This is a genomic window from Flavobacterium undicola (assembly GCF_009909155.2).
In the GTDB taxonomy this organism is placed as follows: domain Bacteria; phylum Bacteroidota; class Bacteroidia; order Flavobacteriales; family Flavobacteriaceae; genus Flavobacterium; species Flavobacterium undicola.
Genome location: NZ_JAAAPM020000002.1, coordinates 127349 through 152883, shown reverse-complemented (window position 1 = coordinate 152883; position 25535 = coordinate 127349). Strand labels below are relative to the sequence as shown.

Annotated in this window: 15 protein-coding genes; 2 read left to right on the top strand and 13 right to left on the bottom strand. The window is 33.9% G+C overall.

Annotation, left to right across the window (positions count from 1 at the left end; genetic code table 11):
• Positions 1-21: 21 nt before the first annotated feature.
• The 10 genes from GTZ96_RS01935 to GTZ96_RS01890 form a co-directional block, all read right to left on the bottom strand.
• Complete coding sequence (locus GTZ96_RS01935) at positions 22-1632, bottom strand: MGH1-like glycoside hydrolase domain-containing protein (RefSeq protein WP_161640900.1); 1611 nt, start codon at positions 1630-1632, stop codon at positions 22-24.
• A 122-nt stretch (positions 1633-1754) separates the two neighbouring features.
• A complete protein-coding gene (locus GTZ96_RS01930) occupies positions 1755-3212 on the bottom strand; it encodes a glycoside hydrolase family 30 protein (protein WP_161640899.1) in 1458 nt (485 codons plus the stop codon).
• Between the two features lie 116 nt (positions 3213-3328).
• A complete protein-coding gene (locus GTZ96_RS01925) occupies positions 3329-5479 on the bottom strand; it encodes a beta-glucosidase family protein (RefSeq protein WP_235972826.1) in 2151 nt (716 codons plus the stop codon).
• 333 nt (positions 5480-5812) lie between these two features.
• A complete protein-coding gene (locus GTZ96_RS01920; RefSeq protein ID WP_161640897.1) occupies positions 5813-6772 on the bottom strand; it encodes a hypothetical protein in 960 nt (319 codons plus the stop codon).
• A gap of 9 nt (positions 6773-6781) precedes the next feature.
• Positions 6782-7867, bottom strand: a complete 1086-nt coding sequence (locus tag GTZ96_RS01915; protein ID WP_161640896.1) for a hypothetical protein — start codon at positions 7865-7867, stop codon at positions 6782-6784.
• 14 nt (positions 7868-7881) lie between these two features.
• A complete protein-coding gene (locus tag GTZ96_RS01910) occupies positions 7882-9390 on the bottom strand; it encodes a RagB/SusD family nutrient uptake outer membrane protein (RefSeq protein WP_161640895.1) in 1509 nt (502 codons plus the stop codon).
• Between the two features lie 16 nt (positions 9391-9406).
• A complete protein-coding gene (locus GTZ96_RS01905; RefSeq protein ID WP_161640894.1) occupies positions 9407-12496 on the bottom strand; it encodes a SusC/RagA family TonB-linked outer membrane protein in 3090 nt (1029 codons plus the stop codon).
• A 777-nt stretch (positions 12497-13273) separates the two neighbouring features.
• Positions 13274-14416 carry a SusF/SusE family outer membrane protein gene (locus tag GTZ96_RS01900; protein ID WP_161640893.1) on the bottom strand — a complete coding sequence of 381 codons (1143 nt, stop codon included), beginning with the start codon at positions 14414-14416 and terminating at the stop codon, positions 13274-13276.
• A 24-nt stretch (positions 14417-14440) separates the two neighbouring features.
• Complete coding sequence (locus tag GTZ96_RS01895) at positions 14441-16306, bottom strand: RagB/SusD family nutrient uptake outer membrane protein (RefSeq protein WP_161640892.1); 1866 nt, start codon at positions 16304-16306, stop codon at positions 14441-14443.
• 16 nt (positions 16307-16322) lie between these two features.
• Complete coding sequence (locus tag GTZ96_RS01890) at positions 16323-19370, bottom strand: SusC/RagA family TonB-linked outer membrane protein (protein WP_161640891.1); 3048 nt, start codon at positions 19368-19370, stop codon at positions 16323-16325.
• A gap of 366 nt (positions 19371-19736) precedes the next feature.
• Between GTZ96_RS01890 and GTZ96_RS01885 the strand changes: the two genes are divergently transcribed.
• Positions 19737-22607 (top strand): helix-turn-helix and ligand-binding sensor domain-containing protein, encoded by a 2871-nt coding sequence (locus GTZ96_RS01885; protein ID WP_161640890.1) that lies wholly within the window; start codon positions 19737-19739, stop codon positions 22605-22607.
• A 35-nt stretch (positions 22608-22642) separates the two neighbouring features.
• On the opposite strand, the gene GTZ96_RS18390 is transcribed toward GTZ96_RS01885, so the two are convergent.
• The 3 genes from GTZ96_RS18390 to GTZ96_RS01875 all read right to left on the bottom strand — a co-directional run bounded on the left by GTZ96_RS18390 (position 22643) and on the right by GTZ96_RS01875 (position 24422).
• Positions 22643-22765 carry a hypothetical protein gene (locus GTZ96_RS18390; RefSeq protein ID WP_262890568.1) on the bottom strand — a complete coding sequence of 41 codons (123 nt, stop codon included), beginning with the start codon at positions 22763-22765 and terminating at the stop codon, positions 22643-22645.
• 290 nt (positions 22766-23055) lie between these two features.
• Positions 23056-23472 (bottom strand): OsmC family protein, encoded by a 417-nt coding sequence (locus GTZ96_RS01880; protein WP_161640889.1) that lies wholly within the window; start codon positions 23470-23472, stop codon positions 23056-23058.
• Positions 23473-23501: 29 nt separating this feature from the next.
• Positions 23502-24422: an alpha/beta fold hydrolase gene (locus tag GTZ96_RS01875; RefSeq protein WP_161640888.1), complete on the bottom strand. Its 921-nt coding sequence runs from the start codon at positions 24420-24422 to the stop codon at positions 23502-23504.
• 100 nt (positions 24423-24522) lie between these two features.
• On the opposite strand from GTZ96_RS01875, the gene GTZ96_RS01870 reads away from it, so the two are divergent.
• Complete coding sequence (locus GTZ96_RS01870) at positions 24523-25500, top strand: hydrogen peroxide-inducible genes activator (protein WP_161640887.1); 978 nt, start codon at positions 24523-24525, stop codon at positions 25498-25500.
• Positions 25501-25535: the final 35 nt, after the last annotated feature.

The window sequence follows — 25535 nt, the reverse complement described above, 5'->3', positions numbered from 1 at the left end:
GCCCTGATGCTTGTTTTTAGATTATTTAAGAATTGTTTTTCCCACATTAATATCTTTAACAAATTTCCCTCCCGACCATTTTACAATTAATTTAAGTGGCACATTTGAAGTAATTATCATAGATGGTTTCTCCAGTGTATTTTTTCGTTTTTTGCATTGTATGTCAATGTTTCCATTTTCACCATAAGGATAATGCTTAACCCCATATTCATCAGTTAAGTTCACATCAATTAATAATTCATTATTTGGCACATTAGGACGTATGCCAAATACGTATTCAAATAATACATTAATTGGGACTAAACCAGTCCAACCAACAAAATTTGAATGGTCATTCCCTTGCACTTTGTCTGGGGCATAGTTTTCCCAAAGAGTATCAGTCTTGTCAAATACTTCCACAACATTATTCAAGTGATTAATGGCTATCTGGTAGGCCAACGAATCGAAACCGTATTTAGTAAGACCACGTAATACCATATAATTGGTAGGAGCCCAAACGGATCCATTCCAATACCCCCCGTTGGGATCAAAATTTGCGTCATCGGCTGATAGGGTTGGTATCATGTGTTTACGTGCAAACATTGTAGTATCCTGAAGATGTTTAACAAAATCATCTATTCTATTTTCCGGAACTGCACCCGCTAATAATCCCCAATAGGATGCTATACTTTTAGTTTTACTTAACTCTCCATTTTTAAATCGGTCAAAATAATATTTATCTTTTTCATCCCACATATAATTATTTATTTGATTGGAGAGTTTGTCAGTTTGATTTTTAATCTCAATAACATCGTTCTCACGCCCCAGTACTTTGGCCATTTCGATAAGTATTTTTGCCGAATAAACTTCTTGAAATGAAGTGTCAATCCATGACAAAAATCCGTGACTCCATGCTGCGTTAAAGTTTTTGTCCATTCGGTGTTGGTTATCCATTCCACAACCCCATCCGCTTGAATAATAGGTTCCATCAGGCCAGGAACGATAGGTATGAAACCATTCATAATAAGCCAGAAGTACTGGAAAAACATTTTTCAATCTATCGGTATCATTATAATTTAAAAAATACTCCCATTCCGACCATGGCATAATATTAGGACCGGTGCTGGAAGGGTCAAAGCGTTCGAAACAATCGCTGCCGTCACTGCCTCTTATTTCACGACATATAAACCCATCACTATGTTGTTTTGCATAAAAGTTATTTAATGTATTTTGGAAATTAAATACAGACTTGGCGTATTTGCCATACATGGTCATAAAACTACAGTCCCACATAAAAATATTCCCATTAAAGGCCGGATCAATAAATGGTGAAACAAAACCACTACTTTTATTGACCTGTTTAAGATTTGAAAAAGCTATTTTCCATGTTCTCCAATAGCATTTTATCACATCAGGTCTAACACTCCAAAAAGGCTCCGGCAATCGTTCTTTTACTTCAACAAAGTCGGGAGGTGAAGAGGTGTCAATAGCCATCCCGATATAAAGATTCTGCTCAACTAAGTTGTTTTTTACATATGTATTGGCATAAGGCTGTCCAAAACCTGTAAAAGCGCAAAGATTGATGACTAAACTAAAAGCTATCAATTTAGCAGTTCTTAGATTATTAGGATTTTTTAAATTAATTTTCATCATAATATAATTTTCGTTTAAATATTGACCATAGCGGTTTGAATTTGATGCTTTTGGCTTTTACAAGGAGATTTTATTATTTTCATTCAAAACTGTGCTGACTAAAGCCATCAAAAAAAAAATGATTAATAAACTAATGTCTGAATAGCGTGTGCAGGAATTACTACCACAGTTTTCTCTGAAGCAATGATCAAATTATACGTAATCTCTTTATCAGATTGATTCATTACTACTGTAGCCATTTTTCCGTCTGTATTCAGGAATGAAGTACTTAATAAACTGCTTCTGCTCACAGCTGTACTGACTCTTTTAGCATCAGGACGAATAAATTTCGAAAAATGACCTATATAATAATACGAAGGTGTATAAATCAATTCCCCTGAATTGATATCAGCATGAATTGGCGCAAAGCAAAAATTACCCACATGATTTGGACCTCCGTTTTGATCTAAAAGGATGTTCCAATCCGTCCAGCCCACCGTTCCATTATTGAAATCATTAATAATGGAAGTTCCATATCGTTCTCCGTTTGCCCAAAATTGGTATTTCTTGGCATCAAAACTTTCAACACAACCTTCAGTGAACAATAAATTTTTAGTTGGATAAGCCTCCTTAACTTTACGGACATTCTCAAACATTGGTGCTCCACCTGTCCAAGATTCATACCAATGAAATCCCATTCCCCAGGCATATTTTGAAGCTTCCGGATCTGAAAAAATAACATTTGCCCGCTGATTCATTAAATCACGATTGTGATCCCAAACCACAATTTTTTTATCTCCCAAATCTTCTTTTTTCATCGTTGGCCCAAGGAAGTTTTTTAAAAAATCTCTTTCAGCTTCAGCGGTATAGACACAAGATTCCCAAGTTTGAACTGCCATAGGCTCATTTTGAAGGGTAAGCCCCCAAATTGGGATTCCTTCTTTTTTATACGCTTTGATAAATTTTGTGTAATAATTTGCCCAAGACTGGTAATACTCCGGTAGTAATGTTCCCCCTTTTAGCATATGTTTATTACTTTTCATAAAAGCAGGTGGACTCCATGGTGATGCATAAATTGTTAATTTTTTATCAGCAGTTTTTATGGCTTCTTTAATCATTGGAATACGATATTGTCTGTCATGGTCGATATTGAAAGTCTTCAAAGCAGCATCCCCCTCTTTGATATAAGTATAACTTTCACTGCTAAAATCAGAACTGTGAATAGTTGTTCTTAACAATGAATAACCAATTCCTTTTTCTTTATCATAGTAGGCATTAACAAGTTCTTGTTGCTTGTCTTTGCTCAATTTTGCAAAAACCTCGGCACTGGCATCGGTGATTGCGCCTCCAATACCCAAAAAGGTTTGGAAGGTTTTTTTAGGCTCAACAAAAACGGAAACTTCACTTTCTAAAGGTTGTTTAGACGCTGTGAGAACTAACTTATCTGTGAGTGTCAATCTTAATTTTGTGTTATCTGCTGTAGTATAAACACTAACTGTTTTGTCTTTTGTTGAGAAGGGCTTCGATTGTATTTTGCCTTTCTGCTGAGAATATATACTAAATGAAATTAGTAAAATCAGCACGGAAATTGTTGCTTTCATATTATATTTTTATTTTTAATGTGCCGTCACATAATATTTTGCATTTTGCCTGTGATTCATGCTACACTATTTAAAACTCATAAGGAATAAGTAAGTATTCAATATGCTATCTTTAATTATTTGATTGTTATTTTTATTTTTTTCGAAATAGTATTTGATGAATTCCCTATATAAATTAAATAATCCCCTTTTTCCAGATTCCAATCTGAAATAGATTCATCATAAAAACTCAAACTATTTACATCAATCGAAATTGAAACAGCAGCGGTTGAACCTTTTTTAACTGCGATCTTTTGGAAACCTTTCAACTCTTTTTCAGCTCTTTTAACTTTAGAATTGAGTTTTCCAATATACACTTGCACTACTTCTGAACCATCTCTTTTTCCTGTATTAGAAACATTTCCTGAAATTAAAATGGCTTCGTTTTTTACATATTCTTTCTTGTCTGTATTCAATTTAGAAAGTTCAAACGTTGTATAAGACTGTCCTTCTCCAAAAGCAAATAAGGGCTTAATTTTCTTGGTGTCAAACCATCTGTAACCAACCAAAATATCTTCTTTGTAGTATTGATTGATACTGTCTCCGGGATAGCTCAATTCTCCAAAAGAATGTGCCGCATTATCGCTTAATTTTTTAGGAAATGAAAAAGGCAGTTTTCCTGAAGGATTTACATCTCCACTAATCACATCAGCAATCGCATCACCGGCAATACTACCCAAATACCAAGTTTGCATTAAGGCTTTGATCTTGGAAATCCAAGGCATTTCAACAGCATTTCCACTTATTAATACAACTCCTGTATTTGGATTAACTTTTAAAATTTCATTTAATAATTCGTCTTGTCCAAACGGCAATTTATACTCTTTTCTATCCGATCCTTCACAATCTTGAAGATGGTTTTTATTCAGTCCGCCAAAAAACAATACAATATCTGCTTTTGAAGCTGCTTCAATAGCTTCTTGTTTTAGTTTATTTAAATCTAATTCTGAAGGAATAACCCTGTCATAGGCCGAAGGACCAGAGGCATAACCCATTGCATGAATTATAGTTGCGTTTTTATATCGGTTTTTCAGTCCATCTAACGGAGATATTTCCATTTTGGCTTTCAATTCAGATGAACCACCACCAACTGTCATTGGTTTTGTAGCATTCTCGCCAATAACTGCAATTGTTATTTTTTTTGAAGCGTCAATTGGGAAAAATGAAGCCTCATTCTTTAATAACACAATGCCTTCACCCGCAATTTTTCTGGCAACATCTATATGTTCCTGATTATTCATTCTTCCAAAAGGACGATTCGGATTCATATTGGTACGAAACATTAGTCGTAAAATTCTTCTAACTTTATCGTTTACAACTTCTTCCTTAATTTCGCCGCTTTTAAGTAATTTTAAAAAAGGATCAGCCAGATAATAGGAATCATAAGCATTTTTCGTAGATGATGTTAAACCATCTGTACCTGTTCCCATTTCTATATCTAAACCATTAAGAGCCGCTTGTTTTGTATCATGTACGCCACCCCAATCGGATATTACAACGCCGTCAAAATTCCAATCTTTCTTTAGTATAGTATTTAATAATATGTTATTATGCCCACAAAACTGACCTTTATACTGGTTATAAGATCCCATGATTGACCAGACCTTTCCTTCTTCAACTGCAGCTCTAAATGCAGGTAAATAAATTTCGTGTAAGGCTCTGTCACTTACTTCAACATTGATATGACCTCTCCATAATTCCTGATTATTGAGTGCATAATGTTTTACACAAGCTGCAACCCCATTTTGCTGTACACCTTGAATGTATGGAACTACCATTTTCGAAGCCAAAAACGGATCCTCTCCCATATATTCAAAATTTCGACCATTTAAAGGGGATCGATACATATTTACGCCTGGTCCTAATAACACTTCTTTTTTTCTGTAACGAGCTTCTTCACCAATACTTATTCCATAATCTTTAGATAAATTAGGATTAAATGTTGCTGCTAAACAAGTCAATGCAGGAAATGCAGTTATAGAATCGTTTGTCCATCCGGCATATCCCCAATTATCCCAATTAATTTCTCCGCGAACCCCATGAGGACCGTCAGACATCCATAATTCGGGAATACCAAGTCTTTCGACTCCCGGAGTACTAAATTTAGATTGCGCGTGGCACATTGCCACTTTTTCCTCTATGGTTAATGAGGAAATTATACTTTCTATTTTAGTTTCTATGGATTTTGAGTTATTACTACCTTGTGCATTAGCAGTTACCACTGTCATTGTACAATAAATTATTATTAATAATTTATTTTTTAAAATATTCCTAAACATAAATTTCAGTATTATTATTTGTTATTTAAAAAAAATAAAAAAGCCGTACTCCAAAACACTATTTTATCCTTAATTAAGATTAAAGAGTGAATGTTTAATTACACTAGCTTTTTGTGTGATATTGTTATTCTAATTAAAAAATTATTTTATAAAAATGACCCATAATCAAAAGAGAATGGGCCATTCCACCTACACAAACTTAACCAAACTATCAACCAAAGTTTTGTGTGAGCATTATCATTGTTAATTTTTGTAGCTCGTATTGGGTATAATTTATGTTTTTTAAGATGCCGGTATTAATTTAAAATACCAAGCCCTTCCAGCTTCTGTTGCTCCTACTCTGATATACATATACGTTGGTGTTAAGACCAGAATTTCATATTCTTTCTGAGAAGATCCAATTCCTATATACGTATTAACACCTGCTAACAAAATACTTACCTGAGTAGATGGGGAATTTTCAGATTTAGATGGAACAACAGGTGCTCCTGAAGATGCTGGAACGAAACTAAAACTAGATGTAGCTCCTGCATAAGAATAACATCCTTCACCACCCGATGGAATTCCAGGAAGAGTTGTCGAAGAGCCTCCTTGTGTAAATGCACCTAGTGGTGTGGCTACTTGTAAGGAATACGTTCCTGAAGCTGCGACTTTAGAAAAAGTAAAAGTAGTTGCATATAAACAATCAGCTTCACCCACTTTTTGATTTACTCCGGCAGACCACCAATTTGGATAAAACGTTTCTGCATCGAATGCCCCGGTAGCAAAATGCCCCGGTACACTTTTATCAACAATCCATGTTTTTGATGCATTGTTCGTTAATTTTGTAACAATTGTGGGATCAACAGTAAAATCACTTCTTACCGTAACTTCTTTAGTAACATTTGTAGAAGAACCTCCTTTACCGTAAGCTACCACAGTGATTCTATAAGTATTTATTCCAAGAGTTGAGTATTTTTTGGTTATGGTACCATTATTAGGTAAATTCACTAAATCTACTGCTGTACTGGCATCATAATCTATTTTATACCAAAGAGCATCATCTCCTGTTACAGAAATTTTTACGCTCCCTGAACCATCACCGTTTGGATGAGTTGCATCCTGTCCTATAACTTCTGTGTTGACAACAATGTTTGACGGAGGGGTTAAATCGCCTAACGAATACTCTTCCTTACTACAACTACTTAATGTTAGAAGCAACACAAGGAAAACTCCAAAATTGAATTTTATATTTGTTTTCATAGTTTTATTTTAATTTGTTAATCTAATATTATCCAGGTAAATAACCTCCCCAACTCCTGAAGCCGAATCATTGTAGCGCAAAACAAGTTGTGTAAATTTAGCCCCTGCAGGTATTCCTGAAATAGTGCCATAATCAAATACAATTTCTTCCCAAGCACCAGAAGTAGTGAATGGCACTTTTAGTACTGCAATCCCATTTCCAGGAGTTCCATCTACAGCCCATTCAAATTCAATATTTAATTTTTTACCAATATTTGCCGGATTTGGATTGTATGCCAAAACTTTGATTTTTTTTCCATAAGCAAAATTGACTGGGATATTCAATGGACTATAAGTACCGCTCCATGTAGCTGCTCCAATAGGTTTAGTATATTTAGCGACAGTAGCACTTGTATTTAAACCGCTAGCGTTTGGATTTGACACTTTAGAAAAAGTCACATCACCAAAAGTTCCAAAAAAGTAATCTACTGCACCGCTTTCAAAATCTATAGGCAATCCAAATAATGTTTTTGTCCATTGGGTAGTTGCGGCACCACCACTTTGAGCTATTACTTTCAAGACGAATGGCCCTCCAGTTGCGGGGTAAGTATGAGGTGGCAATTCTTGGTCTATAGCCATTGGTGTACCAACTTCATTCGCTACATCTCCATAATATACTAAAAATGATTTAGCATATAATGCTTTAGCTTTTACCCTCACTTCCCAAGATGTAGTAACATCTAAGTTTTCAGGTGCTCTATAGACAACCTTTAATGGAAATGTTTGTTCCGTTTTAGCGCCAGTAAGAGAATTGGCAATAATTTTTACCGTATAGTTCCCTTCTGGATAAGCATGGGTAGTACTTGATCCGGGAGCTACTGTAACCGGCAATCCAGAACCCTCTCCATAAAATACCTGAAACGAAGTCGCTCCCTCAGCTGTTGGAGTTATCTTTACATTTCCAGAATTATCATTACTGATATCAAATATTTTACTGAGATTCGCTGACGAATCAGCCCCCAAAAGAGCGGTATCTTTATTAATTCCTTCAACAGTACAACTTATAGTAACAGCCAGTAGCAGTACAAAGCTGAAAATAGATTTTATTTTTTTCATGGTTTTATCTTTTACTAATTATATCCAGGATTTTGTTTCAATTTAGTTCCTTGAAGCTCACTGGTTGGTATTGGCCAAATCTCATCTTTACCACTAACAAATCCTCTGTCTGCTAGTTTAGTTGCAGCATCTCCCCATCTTACTAAATCAAAGAATCGATGTCCTTCACCTGCAAGTTCCAATCTTCTTTCGTTTTTAATAGCCGCAAGTGTAACGGGAACAGATGGCAAACCAACTCTTGCTCTTACAGCATCCAATAAAGCCTGTGCTCTTGCACCGGAACCCAATGCTTCAGCTTCCATTAAATAAGTATCTGCAAGTCTAATTATATATGAATTCTGTTGGTAATTTATCTCTACCGCTCCACCACCAGTAGTTTTATCCGAATTTCTTGGCATAAATTTATTTAAGAAATAGCCTGTATCTTGGTACCCTGCAACATAATCTGCCTGACCTGCTGCTTTTATTGCTTTCATGTCAAATACTGTTGCTCCAAATCTTGGGTCTGTTTTAATGGCATCGTACAAATCTTGTGTGATAACATCAAAACTCCATCCTGGTGCCAAATCTGCGGCTGTAGAACCTGAAGTTCTTGAGTAATTTCTAACCCCTACCATAACATTCAATGTATTTCCTTCATCCATACCGGAACCCCAAAACCACCAATCAGCATTACTGGCATTTGTATGAGATACTTCTAAAAGTGACTCCGCATTAAATTTGTTTGAAAACACCCATAAATCATTGTAATTGGGCAACAATTTATTACCGTATTGATTTGCTTGTCTTGGTGTACCATTTACTTGAGCCAAAACAGCGGCAGCTTCAGCCTTCTTGCCATCATACAAATACACTTTTCCTAGCATTGCCTGAGCAGCACATTTCGTAAGACGTCCACCATCTGTTGCAACGGGAACAGTTGTTGGTAAAACAGCTATAGCTTCTAATAAATCTTTTTCTATTTGAGCATAAACTGCTTCAGGAGCAGCCTGCTCTACGTTATACATGTTAGTTGCAGTCAAAGGATCCAATAGTAATGGAACATTTTTGAAGATTCGTACCAAATTAAAATAATAGATAGCGCGTAATGCTTTTGCTTCAGCAGCAAATCTGGCTTTCAGATTATCAGACATAGCAACATTCGGTAACTTTAAAAGCAAAGTGTTAGCTCTGAAAATCCCTTGATAATGGTCAGTCCAAAAAGGTCTTAGTACATTTATTGAAGTTAGTCTGTGTTTAGAGAAAGCTTGAATTCCCTCTCCGTCTGTAGCACTACCACCACCTGCGTAATGATCATCTGAACCTGCGTTCATCACGGCAATCATATTTTCAAAACTGCCTGAATTTTTTCTGATTATATCATATACTCCAACAAGAGCGGATGTTGCCTGTGCTTCGTCAGCATAATAATTATCGGAAAGGAAAGATCCCTTTGGTGTAATATCCACAAAGTCCTCAGAACAAGACCCTAAGGAAATCATTGCTATTACAATAAATAAATATTTAAATTTTATCGTTTTCATAATTCTTGATTTAGTATTAAAATTGTAAATTAACTCCAAGCATAAAGGTTCTTGCTTGCGGATAGACTCCTTTGTCTATTCCAAATACCCCTCCACCAATTTCAGGATCATATCCAGTATATTTAGTTAAAGTAAATAGGTTCTCAGCAGTTAAATACATACGCAGTTTACTAGCTCCAATTTTGCTAATCATATCACTTGGCAATGAATATCCTAACTGAACTAATTTTAATCTCAAATAATCTCCTTTTTCAAGATAAAAGTCTGACATTTTGCCAAAGTTGCCATTGGTGTCATTATTTGTAAGTCTTGGGTAATCATTTGATGTTCCTTCTCCAGTCCATCTGCTTAATGCAATAGTTTGATAGTTGGCATCACCTACATCTAATCTACGCAATCCTTGAAAAATTTTATTCCCGGCAGCGCCTTGGGTAAAAACCATAAAGTCGAAATTTTTATAATCTAAATTCAAGGTAAAACCGAAAGTATACTTTGGAATATTGCTTCCCAAAAATTGTTTGTCTGCATCATCTATAGAACCATTACCATCTGTGTCAACCCAACGAAAATCCCCTGGGCGTGCATTTGGCTGAATTAATCCGCCTGAAGTATTTGTATAGGAATTAATTTCAGCTTGATTTTGAAAAATACCTGCTGTTTTAAATCCGTAGAATGAATTGTAGGATTGCCCTACTTGTGTTCTTGTAACCTGTCCTATTGTTGGATAACCTGCGTCTCCTGTGATATAATTCGAATCAGAAGCTATATAAACAACTTTATTTTCTAAATAAGAAACATTACCATTAACAGATAAATTCACTCCTCCTAATTTCTTTTTATATCCTAATTCAACCTCAATACCTTTATTGTCCATATTAGCAACATTTCCAGCAGGATTTGATGCAACTCCAACATAACCGGGTATATTGATATAACGTAAAATTCCAGAAGTTTTTTTCTTAAATAAATCTACCGTAAGATTAAGCGAATTGAAAAAAGTAGATTCAAAACCAATATTCGCTTGAGAAGTTTCCTCCCATCTTAAGTCAGGATTATCAAGTGTAAGGTTAGCATAACCACTGGAAATTGCCCCTTGATTTCCAAAAGAATAATTGTAGCCTCCATTAACTAAAGAAAGATATCTGAATTCACCAATATTATCATTTCCAACAACACCATAACCTCCTCTAATTTTTAAAGTATTAAGCACATCATTTTGTTTCCAAAAATCTTCTTTGGTTACTACCCATCCTAAATTGAACGAAGGAAATACTCCAAATTTATTATTGGTTCCAAAACGGCTTGAACCATCTCGACGAATAATTCCAGTGAATAAGTATTTTTCTTTATAATCATAATTAATACGTGAGAATAAAGAAGTTAATTTATGTTCTGTCAAATCGTATGTACTACTTTCTCTGTTAGATTGTGGAATATCAAAGTTGAAAGAGGCATCACGATAATTTGTAATAGGCAACCCATATATTTTAGATGTAGATCCTCCTCCTATATTATCTACATAAGAACCTTGTCCTAATAAAACAGTTAAGTTGTGATTCCCAAATTGATTGGTATAGGTTACTATGTTTTCAATATTCCATGCAAAACTTTTGTTTTGACTTTTACTGAAACTGTTTTTAGACACACTATAAGTAGCCCCTAAATAATAAACAGGTGTGAAAATTTGTGAATCCCAATAGCCTAATTTACCTCCAAGAGTTGATCTAGCTTTAATATGCTTGGTTATTGTAGCTTCTAAATAGGTATTCCCAACAAAATCATTTGACTCTCCAAATGCACCCAATCTAATTTGGGTATAGGCTAAAGGGTTAACCATTCCTTGACCAACTAAACTTGAAATTCCATAAGGATTTCCATTAGCATCTCGAATGACATTTGGATTTGAATAGGCATTTGTGGGATTCATCTCAACCAGAGGAGTAATTGGATCCAGGTTGATTGCAGAAATTAATGGACCATTGGATTCATTATTTGCATCAATACCTGATGATTTAACATGTGCAAACCCAAATGTTTGTCCAAAAGTGAAAATCTTAGATAATTTATGAGTCGAATTTAAACGAAAATTCTTTTTGTTATATTTCGAATTTTCAGAAGTAACGATTCCTTCTTGATCCTGAATTCCAAAAGAAGTATAAAAAGTGGAAACATCATTTCCTCCACTAATACTTAATTCGTGTGAATAACGTGTTGCATTATTATTAAAAATAGCTTTTTGCCAATCCGTACCAACACCTAAAGCAGCTAAATTAGGAAACACAACAGCACCTCCGGCGGCAACTGATTTTTCATTTATTAAAGCACCATACTGAGTTGCGTTTAGTAAATCCAAAGTCTTTTCCGGTGATGAAGTCCCTATAAATCCGTTGTAGTTTACAGTCATTTTTCCGGATTTCCCTTTTTTGGTGGTAACCAAAATAACCCCAGATGCAGCACGTGTTCCATAAATCGCAGCTGAAGCGGCATCTTTAAGTACTTCAATAGATTCAATATCCGATTGATTAAGAAATCCAATTCCTCCCGCATCTACAACAACACCATCAACAACCCACAACGGGTCGTTACCGGCAAAAGTAGTTACCCCTCTAACGCGAACAGTTGAATTTGAACCTGGTTGACCAGAACTGGCTGCAATGGTAACCCCCGAAACTCTACCCTGCAATGATTGTTCAATACGTCCGTTGGGTACCTTATCAAGATCTTTTGCTTTTACACTGGATATTGCTCCGGTAACAACACTCTTCTTTTGAGAACCATAACCGACAACAATAACTTCATTTAAGGATTGTGATTCAGATTTAAGTTTAACCTCAATATGAGTTCTTCCTTTTATAGACTCCTCAACTATACTATACCCTATAAAGCTAAATACTAAAGTCCCTTTTGAAGCGGCCTTTATTTGATAATTCCCATCAAAATCCGAAACAGTAGCTTTGGAAGTTCCCTTTATTAAAATGGATACTCCTGGAATGGGCAGTCCGTTTTCATCATATACTTTTCCGTCTATAGGAAGGTCTTGAGCCTGCCCGTAAATGGAGAATAGAATTGATAAAACGCAAAAAATAAACGATTTTGTTAATTTCATTTTTCTAAGTTTTTGGTTAATTAATTAGTAATTTCAAGTAAAATTAAAGGTATTTTTTTGCTATTCGGAATTTTACATCCAAACAAAACCTTATCAAAGTCAATTATAGACCAAAACAAAACCTTATCAAATAATTTTTTAAAATACTGATTTTCAATAATTTAATTAAATTTTACATTACAAAAAAAATGTTTTTAAAAAATAAAAAATTACATTCCTAAAAAATGATAAATTCAACTTTTGAAATAAATTTCCCCTCAAAAAAAGAAAGAAATTGACTGGCTACAACTCAAAAAGAAACTGTTTTTTCAAACAAATCAATTAATATTTAAAATTAAACACCCTTTTTTTCTATTATTTGTAATGCCCTTTTTGCTCAAATCAAAAACATTAGAGTCCCTGACGAAATTAAAAAAGCCCACCTGAAGTATTCAAATAATTAAAAAACAGCTATTGTACGCACACAATAATCTGAGCTTAAGTCAATTGAAGGAAGTAACAGTAAAAGTACTGGATAAAAATAGTTATTCTGGATTTCAAACAATCCCAGTCGGTAAAATTTGTTATAGGATTAAATTACAATGTATTTGCGGTATTTAAAAAGAAAAATTAGACGAATTAATGAAACAGTAATGATTGTTATATAATCATACCCACATTTTTTCGCAAAAAAGAAGTCAAAACTTTCCAATACTTAAATTGAAAAGTTTTGACTTCATGAATAGGTAATTTTAGTTCCCTCGAAAATCTATTTTACTTGTAATTTGGTCTATTATATTACAATTTTTTAAATACAATAGTCATTTTCGATTGATTAAGGGTAATTTTATAATTTCCAGCTGTTTTAATTACCCATTTATCATCTGGCCAACCAGTTGGTGAAAGTTTGAATGTTGTAACATCTGTTCCATCACCATTGATTTCTGTACCTCCTACCAAAGGCATTATAAATCTACCACCCCAGTTGCCCAGATCTAAAGGAAGTTTCATCTCACCAGGCGTAAGTGGCCCTGTATAAGTGAACTCTTCAGGATTCGTTTGACTCCATATCATTTTTATTGGAGTATCAATATTCCAGCCTACTGCTGTTGCACTTCCAAGCATATATACATTTTCATAAGGTGTATAGGCAAAAATATAAGTCAATTTAGTTCGGTTCATATACAAGGAATAGCGACCTGCTGTGACTACGTTAAAAACATTACTGGCTGTTCTCGGTTCAGTTTGGTTATAAACGAGAGTATTTGCGCCATTAGGATCGTAAGATGGTAATTCGTTACCTGACTTTTCGATGATTTTAAATGCTCCTACTGAAAAATTTCCTGTATAAGCGTATTGTGATCTTTCGATTATTTCGGTAATATTCATGCCAGTACTGTAGTTCCACCCCCCACTTATAGCATCGCCAACCAAAAATAACGGTAATGGTCCCGGACTAAAAGTTTTAGCAGAAAAAGAAGTAAATGCTAATTCTGGCTTTTGGAATTGAAGACTGTTATCTACTCGTGCTATTATTTTAACTTCGAGTTTCGCCTTAGTACCTCCCGGATAACCCCATTTTTCAATTAATAAAGCATTTAATTCTCCTACCGTATAAGATTTTGTAAAAATACCTACTGGAATTTCTTCCTTAAATACAGTGTTAGCCCCGAAATTGTTTCCTACAATATCCATAAGAAAGAAGTATGTCAAAGTAGTTCCTGCACCTCGATCATTTCCTTTTGTCCAAGTAAAGATTATTGCAGTTGCATTATCATTACCACTACTCATTTCAACATTTTCACTAGAAGGAGTTAAAGTCATTGGCTTTACAAAATTTGGTTTTTGAAGCCAATCCAAATTCTCAAGTCCTTTGTCCTCACAAGCAACTAAAACTATACTCATTATTATGAATAAGATGATATTTTTTATATTTTTCATTTTCATTTTGTTTTTGGTTATATACTACCAGAAAGGATTTTGTACTAAGTTTGGATTCTTTTCGATTTCAGTCAAGTTTATCGGAAACCAATAAAAAGATTTTCTATACACTCTCGTTTGATAGGCTGTTCTTTTATAAAAATCAGTCGCATTTTGACCAAAAAAGTTCATTCCATAAAAAGGTCTATTTAAGATAGTTTCTGCCAGTTTCCATCTTCTTAAATCATCATAACGAATGCCCTCTGTACAAAGTTCAACTCTTCGTTCCGCTCTAATTAGATCTCTTACTTTTACCTGGTTATTATCTATATGTATGTTTTGAGCGTCAGTGGCTCCTGTTGTGTAGCTTCTTACACCAGCTCTCTCTCTGATTTTATTGAGGTAAATTAAGATGTCAGGATTACCTGGATCTGATTCATTAAGTGCTTCTGCATAGTTTAGATATACCTCTCCTAATCTATATACAATTCCAGGACGTGGCGTAAAATAGTTATTAATAGGATCACGTGAAGGATCTGTCCTTTTTCTTGCTAAATAACCATTCTGTGGAGCATCATGTGTATTGTTATTATCTTTTGCACCGTTAAAAAATTCAAGCTTTCTAGAATCTTTACTATACCATTGCCCGTTAAAATTAACCGCCAGATAAAATCTTGGTTCACGATTGCAATACATATTATAAGTACCAGTCAAAGTGACTTGTCCTTCATTTTTTACTTCTTTCCATTTTGTCGATCCATTTGTCCAATATCCATCTGCTGTTGAGAAACCTGTTTCTACATATCCGGAAGCAGGGTCGGTTATAGGCAACCCATTGGCTGTGAAAAACGCATCTACCAGAGATTGTGTTACACCATATCCTCCATTTCCTCCACTTCCACGAGGTGCTGTATGTCTGTCATATTCTACATAATTAGAATTTGGACGAGCAAATAGTACTTCGGTATTTCCTTTACTGGCTTCTTTTAAGAATAAATTTTGACAAGACAAAAAGGGATCAATTCCTCCAGTAGCATTATATTCTACATACAATTTATGACCAGCAGCTGTTGCGCTTTGAATTAAATCTTTACTGGCATCTGATGCTATTTTCCATTTATTGGCATCATAGGTAGTACTAAATAATGGCTTGCCTTCTTTGGTAACATGACCAATATATTCTGTATTACCATTAACAAGCGGACTTGCCGCAAAAAGCAACATTCTAGCCCTAACAGCCTTACACATAATCGATGTGGCACGGCCATATTTTCTGCCTTCTGAATAGGATGCAGGTAAAATTTTAGCTACATCTTGCAATTCTGTATCAATCCAGCTTACTATTTCATCATACGGCGTTTGCCCCACTAATAAATCTGAAAGGTTATAATTTACAGGGGCAATTTCTTTTGGTTTAAAAGGAACCGGTCCATAAGTATTTATTAATAATGAGTAATAATATGCTCTTAAGAAACGACACTCAGCAATCATATTCTGAACTTCATCTTCTGAAAATTGTTGTTCAGGAATTGCCTTAATATTTTGCATAAGAATGTTGCATTCTCTTATTTTTTGAGGAAGCACATTCCAATAGCTAGGAGACCAATTTGAATCTGTTGACCAATCACCAAGAGCAAATGGTATTATCCCCCAGCCATAATTACGCCATCGCTCTGATGGGGTCATATCATCTCCTAGAACTTCCCATCCCAATTCACGCGTAAATCCCCAAGTAGGATCAGGAATCATGGAGTAGCACCCGGCTAGCCATTGTTCTGTTTTGGTTTTACTCTGAAAAACGCCTTCCAAAGTAAGTTCAGTATCATCCTCCTTATCTAAATAATCGGAACAGGAATACGTTAACATTAATCCTAAAAAAAGGAATATTGACCTAATATATAAATTTTTCATTTTCGTAGTTTTTTTATTATAAACTTATTTCTAAACCAAAAAGAATTGATTTTGTAGATGGGTATCTCAAACCTGTTTTTGTATCCAATTCTGGATCCCAAAGTTTAAATTTTGAGAGGTAAAACAAATTATTTCCACTGGCATAAAATCTTAATCCTTGCAAATTAATCTTCTCAGCCGTAGCTTTTTTCAATGAGTAGCCTAATTCAACTGACTTCAAACGAACAAAACTCATGTCTTTTTTCCACCAAGTAGATGGAGCTGCATTATTGAAATTGGTACCATAACTTAATCTTGGCCAAAAAACATCTTGACTTGGATTTTCCGGAGTCCAACGATCTTCATAGTTCGCGTAAATATTTCCTAAAGTCCCTGTCCCGCTTCCTGGTATAAAACGTGCAGCGTCAGCTCCTCCTTGCCCTATTATTTCGTATGTTTTAGCTACTCCTTGCATAAAAAAGCTTAAATCGAATTGTTTGTATTTTGAAGTACTTCCAAAACCAAAAATAATTTGAGGATCTCTCGTACCACCTATAAAACCTTGATCCAATGAGTTTACAATTCCGTCAGCATTTTTATCCTCATATTTAATATCCCCTGGACGTACTGTTGATCCTAATTGCGGCATTGGTAAGCCTGATTTTAATGCTCCAGCACCATCAAAATCATTGACAGAATATAATCCTGTTGCTGTATAACCCCATAATGTATTATTGGGAATAGCTGTTGCAGAACGGTAGGTTCCTTTTACAGTTTCTGGCTCATCTCTTTCAATTACTTTATTTTCTACATACGTAAAATTGGCACGCCAGTTCATAAAGAAATCAGGAGTTATTTGTTTGCTTATACCCAGTGCAATTTCAATTCCTTTGTTCTTCATTTTTCCATAATTTGCATAAGGTGTAGAAAGAAATCCTGCTTGAGTTGGAACAGTAGAACGTTGGATAAAGATGTCCTTTCTGTTTTCTTTGAATAAATCTACCGTCAAATCAATCATATTCAATATCCCTAATTCTATCCCTAAATCTGTTTTTGCCACTTTTTCCCAAGTCAAATTATTTACTCCAACTTCTCCTTCCTGAATACCCACTAGGCCAGTACCTGTTCCGGTACCCCAGCTATAACCTTGTCCATTAGTGTTAATTGTTGTTAAATAGGCAAACCTTCTATTTCCGCCAATGTTATCATTTCCTACCAAACCATAAGAACCACGAAGTTTAATTTTATTAAATAGGTCTTTATAGGGTTCCATGAATTTTTCTTCGGATACAATCCAACCCAATGCTACAGATGGGAAAAAACCAAAACGTTGTCCTTTTGCAAAATTTTCTGAGCCGTTGTACCCAAAATTAAATTCACCTACATATTTTCGATCAAAACTATAAGAAGCCCGTCCCGCTAATCCTTGATGTCTAAATGGCTGAATACCTCCATTGTCATAACTACTTTGATTGTATAATAACAGACCATTTAAGTCATGTTTCCCAAAGATGCGACTGTATGTTGTGTTTGCTTCAAGATAAACACGTCTGTCTCCAAACCCTGCTTCTGTAGCATACCCAAGAAATTCTTGACCATACGATTGAATAGAGTGAATTAAATTTCCTCCAAGGTCTCTGCCTTGGGCCACATCATAGAAATCAGGTGATTTACCGCGACGTACCTTATTTGTAGAAAAGGAATCAAAGGAATATGTGAATTTTGCTTTTAACCCAGGAGTAATGGAACTAAAGTCCTGTTCCAGAGCGACTAAACTTTCTATCTTACTGTCACCTTGTCTGAAATACCCTGATTGAGTTGCAATAGCCCATGGATTTTCTCTATTTAAAACTCTAGGAATAGTTCCATCCGAATAGATGGCTGAGTGGGCAAAAGGAGTTGTTTCGAAAGCAGAATTAAATAAATAATCCGTACTAAAGTCGCCTTTCTGAAGTCGTTGTAAATAACCTCCAATATTGACTCTTAACAAAGTTGATTTGGATAAATTAATATCCACATTGGTACGAATATTAGTCCTGTTCAAACGTGTTTCAGAGTCATAACTTTGTTTAGGATCTGTCACAAGCATACCTCTTTCGCTATAATAGGAAGCGGTTAATGCATATCTCAAAATTTCTGATCCTCCGGCAACATTCAAATTAGTTCTTGACGTAGAAGCATAATCTTTGGTTATTGCATCCAACCAATTTACATCCGGATATAAATCCGGGTCATATTTACTAGCTGTTTTTGAAATGCGATCTTGTGAATAGAGTTCTGTTCCAGATAATTCATTTAATAAATTCATATAGGGTACAGCACTAATAAATTTAGGTAATTTAGTAGGTTGTTGAAATGATTTTTCAGTCCTTATTTGTATTCTTGGGGCACCAACAAAACCTCTTTTGGTATTTATTAAGATAACACCATTTGCACCTCTAACTCCATAAACAGCACTGGCTGCCGCATCTTTTAAAACAGAGAAAGACTCAATTTCTGAAGGATCAAGGTCGTTTAAATTTCTTTCGATTCCGTCTACCAGTACTAGTGGATTAGTTGATCCCGCAAAAGTAGAGATTCCACGAATCTTTATATCCGATTGATCATAACCCGGCTCTCCAGATCGCTGTACTGCAATTACTCCGGCAATTTGACCTCCCAGGTTGTTCCCTAACGTCCGAGAAGTTCCTACCTGTAACAAAGAAGGCTTTATAGTACTGATTGCACCTACAACTGAGGCTTTTTTCTGAGTTCCATAACCTACAACTACAACATCTTTTAAAGCTTCTGTTGAAGGAGAAAGTTTAACATTAATTCGATTTCTTCCGTTAATTGGTTCCTGTGCTGTATTATAACCTATAAAGCTAAATACTAAAATACCTTTTGAAGTGGCCTTTATTTGATAATTTCCATCAAAATCTGATGTAATAGATTTGGAAGTTCCTTTAATTAAAATGGATACTCCTGGAATAGGCAATCCGTTTTGATCATAGACTTTCCCGTTCACAGTGACATCCTGTGCCTGTCCGTAAACTGAGAATAGAATAGATAAAACACAAAAATTAAACAATTTTGTAAATTTCATTTTTCTTAAATTTTGGTTAGTTTTTAGTTAATTTTTAGTTAATTAATTTGATAATCTGGTGCGATATTAAAAATATTAATCTAGTATTCAGAATTAGAGCTCCAAACAAAACCTTATCAAAATTGATTTTAAACCAAAACAAAACCTTATCAAAAAAATTACAATAAATTGATTTACAATTACTTAAAATTAACTTATGTTACAAATTAGAATGTTTTTTAAAAATAAAAACTACATTTGTAAAAAAACAATAGATTTATTTTTTGAAATAAAATTTTCCTAAAACAAAAAGATGAAAATTGACTGACTACAACTCAAAAAGAAACTGTTTTTTCAAACAAATCGATTAATTTTTATAATTAAATCATGAGTCAACTAAAATTAAACACACTTTTTTTTCTGTTATTTGTAATCCCACTTTTTGGTCAAATCAAAAATATTGGAGTCCCTGACATCCGAAATTATAAAAGAACCGATTATAAAGGAGGGCCTCAAAACTGGAATATTGATCAGGATAAAAACGGGAATATTTACTTTGCCAACAATAACGGTCTATTTCAATTTGACGGTGTGTCATGGCGAAAATATATCTTACCAAATTCTCCGCTTATTAGATCAGTAAAAATTGATGATTCTGGTAAAATATTTGTTGGAGGCTCCGATGATTTTGGCTATTTCAAGCCTAATTCTAAAGGAAAACTGGAATATTTTTCTTTATCTAAAATGGTAAATACAACTAAAGTTAAATTAACTGGTTTCATTTGGAAGATACTTATTCATAAAGGGGAAGTTATTTTTCAATCTTTTGACAGGGCTTATATCTTTAAAAACAACAAAATTAGATTATTGGAAGCCCCCACTAAGTTCCAATTTTCATTCCAAGTAAATAACCACTTGTATTTTCAAGATAAGACAGCCGGGATAGTAGAATACAAAAACGGAAAACTATTCCAGCTGAAAAATACTGTCATTTTAAATAATACAGAAATCTGGGGTATCTTTCCCATGCCTGATAACAAGTTGCTCGTTGCTACTTTAAATAAGGGACTTTTTGTTTACAACAATGATAAAATGATACCATGGGATACTGAAGCAAATGTTTTCATCAAAAAGAATGGTTCACTTGGAGGCGTAACTATAAAAGATAAATTCATTGTTCTCAATTCAGTTTTAGACGGAATAATTATTTGTGATTTATACGGAAAAATTATTCAACATATTGATCGCGCCAAAGGACTCCAGAATAATACTGTCCTAACCTCTTTTATTGACAACAAGAATAATCTTTGGCTTGGTTTAGATAGTGGAATTGCATTTATAAACGAAAACTCTCCCTTTAGCTATTTTGGTTTGAGCTATAATCTAGGCACTGTTTATGCATCAGTCATTTATAAAGAAAATCTGTATGTGGCCACAAACCAAGGTGTTTTTTATCACCCTTGGAACAAAAACTTCAAAGAAAGTAGTTTTACTCTTGTAGCAGGGACAACTGGTCAAGCCTGGAATATTAAAGTAATTGAAAACCAATTATTATGCGCACACAACAATGGTGCTTTAGTAATTGAAGGAGGGAAGACGATAAAAGTACTAGATAAAAATGGTTATTTTCGATTTCAAACCATCCCTAGTCAGCCAAAATTTGTTATAGGATCAAATAATAGCAATGGGTTTGCGATATTCGAAAAGACAGCTAATGGTTTAGAATTCAGAAATCAAATTGGAGGCCTTTATAAATCTTCTATATCTTTCGAAATGGACAATAACTATTTATGGCTAAAAAATGATGGATTATTATATCAAATGGAACTGTCTTCTGATTTGAAAAAATTTAAATCGATAAAAACCATTCATCATTTGTCTGCTAATGATAAAGGATTTGGAAGCATTCAGAAAATTGAAAACAATATTTACTTTCAAACAAACAATCATTTTTACAAATATTCAAAAAGACAAGACTTGTTTTATAAAGATAAAAAAATGAGTTTGATCTTTAAAAACATTCCCAAAATTAAAACATTAACTGAGGATACCAATGGAAACCTCTGGTATGTATATAATGAATCATTAGGCGAATTATTGAAAAACAGCAAGGGTAGCTATACAAATATTGTCGCTCCATTTTCAAATTTGACGGGAAATTTAGTTACTGATTATCTTTCTGTAAATACCATCAATCCACAAAACATATTTATAGGACTTATCGACGGATTAGCACATTATGATTCCCAATTATTAAACAACACCGTAACTAAACCCACTGTTTTTATTCGAAGTTTTACCTTTCCCAGTGATACACTAATCTTTGGAAACGAGAAAAAAGTATCCGACAAATATTTAATTCCTTATGCTTCAAATCATGTAAAATTTACCTTTTCATCCCCAACTTATGAAAATCTTGAAAATGTTGAATTCTCTTATAAATTGGAAGGTTTTGATGATAAATGGAGTAATTGGTCAACAATTTCATTTAAAGAATATACTTATTTAAGAGAAGGTAATTATGAAATGAAATTAAAAGTGAGAAACAGCTATGGAATTCAGTCAAAAGAAGCATTTGTTTTATTTACAGTTTCACCACCATGGTATAGGCATTTTTTAGCTTATTTAGTTTACATTTTACTTACTGTTGTGTCAATATTTTATATGAGACAAAGAACAAAAATGAAAATAAGAAGAAATAAATATTACGAAACCATTGAGCAAAGAAAACTTTATCTGGAAAAAGAATCAAAAATCAGACAGGAACAATACGAGCTGGAAAAAGAAATTGAAAAACTAAAAAAGGACAAGCTTAAAACTAAGATTTTAGCAAAAGACAAGGAGCTCGTTAATAATTCATTGCAAGTAGTAAAGAAAAACAAAATCCTAAACGGAATCATCCATAAATTAAAAGATATTAATGCCGAATCATTTGATGAATCAACTAAATCTCAATTTACTAAATTAAACAAAAGCATTGTAAAAGAGGTTAATGCAGACAAAAGCTGGCAGGATTTAGAAAAACACATCAAGAATGTCCATTTTGATTTTTTGAAAAGATTAAAAGAAAAACACCCGACAATTTCACCTCGAGAATTAGATTTGGCTACCTATTTACTAATGAATATGTCAACAAAAGAAATTATAGAAATCATGAATATTTCGAGTGGAGGTGTAGAAGTTGCCCGTCACCGTTTAAGAAAAAAAATGGGGCTGGATACAAAAGAAAATCTTATCGGTTACTTGATGAGTATATAGCAAAAAACTTCTCAAGGCTAATTTGAAATGTTTTTTTATTTGAATTTTGTCCCATCATCAAAAGCATACTCCGGTAGCGTGTCAAGGATATTATAGCGTTTTAATGCTGCTAGACGTTCTAACTCATTATGGGGTACAGGATTTTCTTTATTATTCATGCTAAACATAACATTTTTAAAGTATTGTCAAATAACTCTAATTAAGTAATTTTAGAATTATTTTATACAACTTAAAGTGACTGAACTCCTTAAACAAAATATTGCAGCACCTATTTCACTTTCAGCTACTGAAATGGAGGAATTCTGCAATTTGTTTCAACATAAAACGATTAAGAAAAAAAGTTTTTTGTTGCGTGAAGGTTAAGTTTGAAAGCCTTGCTCCATTTTATAAGGATAAAAATAGCCACAAAAGATACCTTTGTGGCTATTAAATTAATAAAGACTTTGTTTTAAAGAAGCTCTGCCGCCAAAGTAATTTCTGCATTTAATAATTGTGAAATCGGACAGTTTTCTTTTGCATTTATGGCCGCTTCTTGAAACTGTTCTTCACTTATTCCGTCAATTTTTGCCTTTAGATCTAAATGGATTCCCGTTATTTTTCCATCTTCAAAAGTCACCTTCGCAATGGTATCAATGCTTGTAGGTACAAAACCCATATCGGTTAGCACAAAACTTAATTTCATACTAAAACATCCTGAATGTGCCGCAGCAATAAGTTCCTCTGGATTGGTTCCCACACCTTCTTCAAAACGGGTTTTAAAGGATAATTGTGCTTTGTCTAAAGTGGTACTTTGGGTAGATATTGTCCCTCTTCCTTCCATTCCTGTTCCTTGCCAATTGGCATTTGCTTGTCTTGTAAATTTCATTTTTTTTTAATTTTAATGATTATTGAATATTATTTTTCTAAAAATTTGATTAGCTCTGAGTTGAATTTTCCAAGCTCTTCAATAAACAATCCGTGTCCGCTATTTTCAAATTTTACGATATACGAATTTTTAATTCCTTTTTGCATTTGTTCCGCAAGAGCAAATTCACATATTATATCTTTTGTTCCGTGAAAAATGGCAGTTGGAATGTTTATTTTGGATAATTCAGCACGCAAATCGGTATCTCTTAATGCTATCAAACATTGTGTAGTGGCATAAGGTGAAGCTTCTAAATTTATTCCTCCTAACCAATTACCAATTCCTTTTGATAATGCTGTTTCATTGGCAGCAAATATTTTCCCAAAGTTTTCTAAAAGTTGAGGTCTATTTGTTTTGCTCAAGTCAATTAAACCGTTCACGTCTTCTTTAGAGAATCCATAAGAATAGTCATTTCGTTTAGTCCACAACGGTGCTGCTGCTCCAAACAATGCCAGTTTGCTTACGTGGGCGCTGTTATATTTAGCAACATAATGTATCACTATGGCACCCCCCATCGAGAAACCTCCTAAAGTTGCATTTTGAATATTCAATTTATCCAGTACCACTTTTATATCATTGCCAAATACATCATAATCATATTTACCATAAGGTTTGTCTGATTTACCAAAACCTCGAAGTGTAATACCCAATACTCGATATCCTTTTTCCACTAATTCCTGATATTGGTATTCATACATTGCATCGCTTAAAGGCCAGCCGTGAATTAATACAACCGTTTTACCTGTTCCCCAATCTGTAACGTGAAGACGAACATTCTTTTCTACTTCAATGAACTCTTCACGTGCTGATGAAGCTTTTTGTTGAGCAATTGCCGAAATAGATAGTGCAAATAATGCTAAAGCAGTAAACAAAATTTTTGTTTGAGTTGCCAAATTTAATTTTAATTTCATTTTTCAATTATTTTGAGTTATTTAACGGTACAAAGGTGTTATGTTTGTAGTTATAAATCAAATTAATAATTTTTATATATTATAAATAAAAAATATAATAATGACATTACAGCAATTAAAATATATCATCGCATTAGATAAAGAAAGGCACTTTGCAAGAGCAGCAGAAGCCTGTTTTGTATCACAACCAGGATTAACATTACAGCTAAAAAGTTTGGAAGAAGAGATTGGAATAAAAATATTTGACCGATCAACTGTTCCTCTAAAACCAACTTTATTAGGAGCTTCCATCATTGCAAAAGCTAAAAAAGTACTGAAAGAAGTAGATTCAATTAGAGATTTTGTAATTGATGAAAAAAACATATTGGAAGGGGAAATAAAATTGGGTATCATTTCAACACTTTCACCTTACTTAATCCCTATGTTAATTAAGGATTTAAGAGCTAAGTTGCCCAAAATAATCTTTACTATTAAAGAAGAAACTACTGTAGGTTTAATGAAAGATTTGGAAGAAGGAGCTATTGATATTGCCATAATGGCAACTCCGACCGGGAATTCTTCATTGTTAGAATTTCCTGTTTTTTATGAACCATTTGTTGCTTTTATCAATAAATCATATGGTTCAGATACTGACATTCTTTTCAAACTTTCGGAAAGTAATAAAGCCGATTTATTATTGCTTCAGGATGAATACTGCTTTAATGCACAATTGTTGGATATTTGTAACTTAAAAAGCGAGAAAAAAGCACAGGAAAAATTCTTCTACAACATCAACTCGATTGAAACTTTAAAAAATTTAGTGCGAGCCGATTTGGGTTTTGCAATTCTTCCAGAGCTATCTATAATTAATGAAGAACCGAATAACGTCTATAAATCATTCGAAGACCCAAAGCCAGTAAGAGAAATCAGTTTAGTGGTTTCAGACACATTTGCCAAAAACGTATTGCTTGAAAAAATAAGGGAAGTCATTTGGGATTGTTTACCTCAAAAATTAAAACAGACTGTCAACTATAAGAAGATAAGTTGGAATGACTCGCCCTATTTTAAAAAGGCTATACGCTCGTCGTTAAAGGATTAACACTTTGGGTAATCTTTCCTATATTTGAATTATTA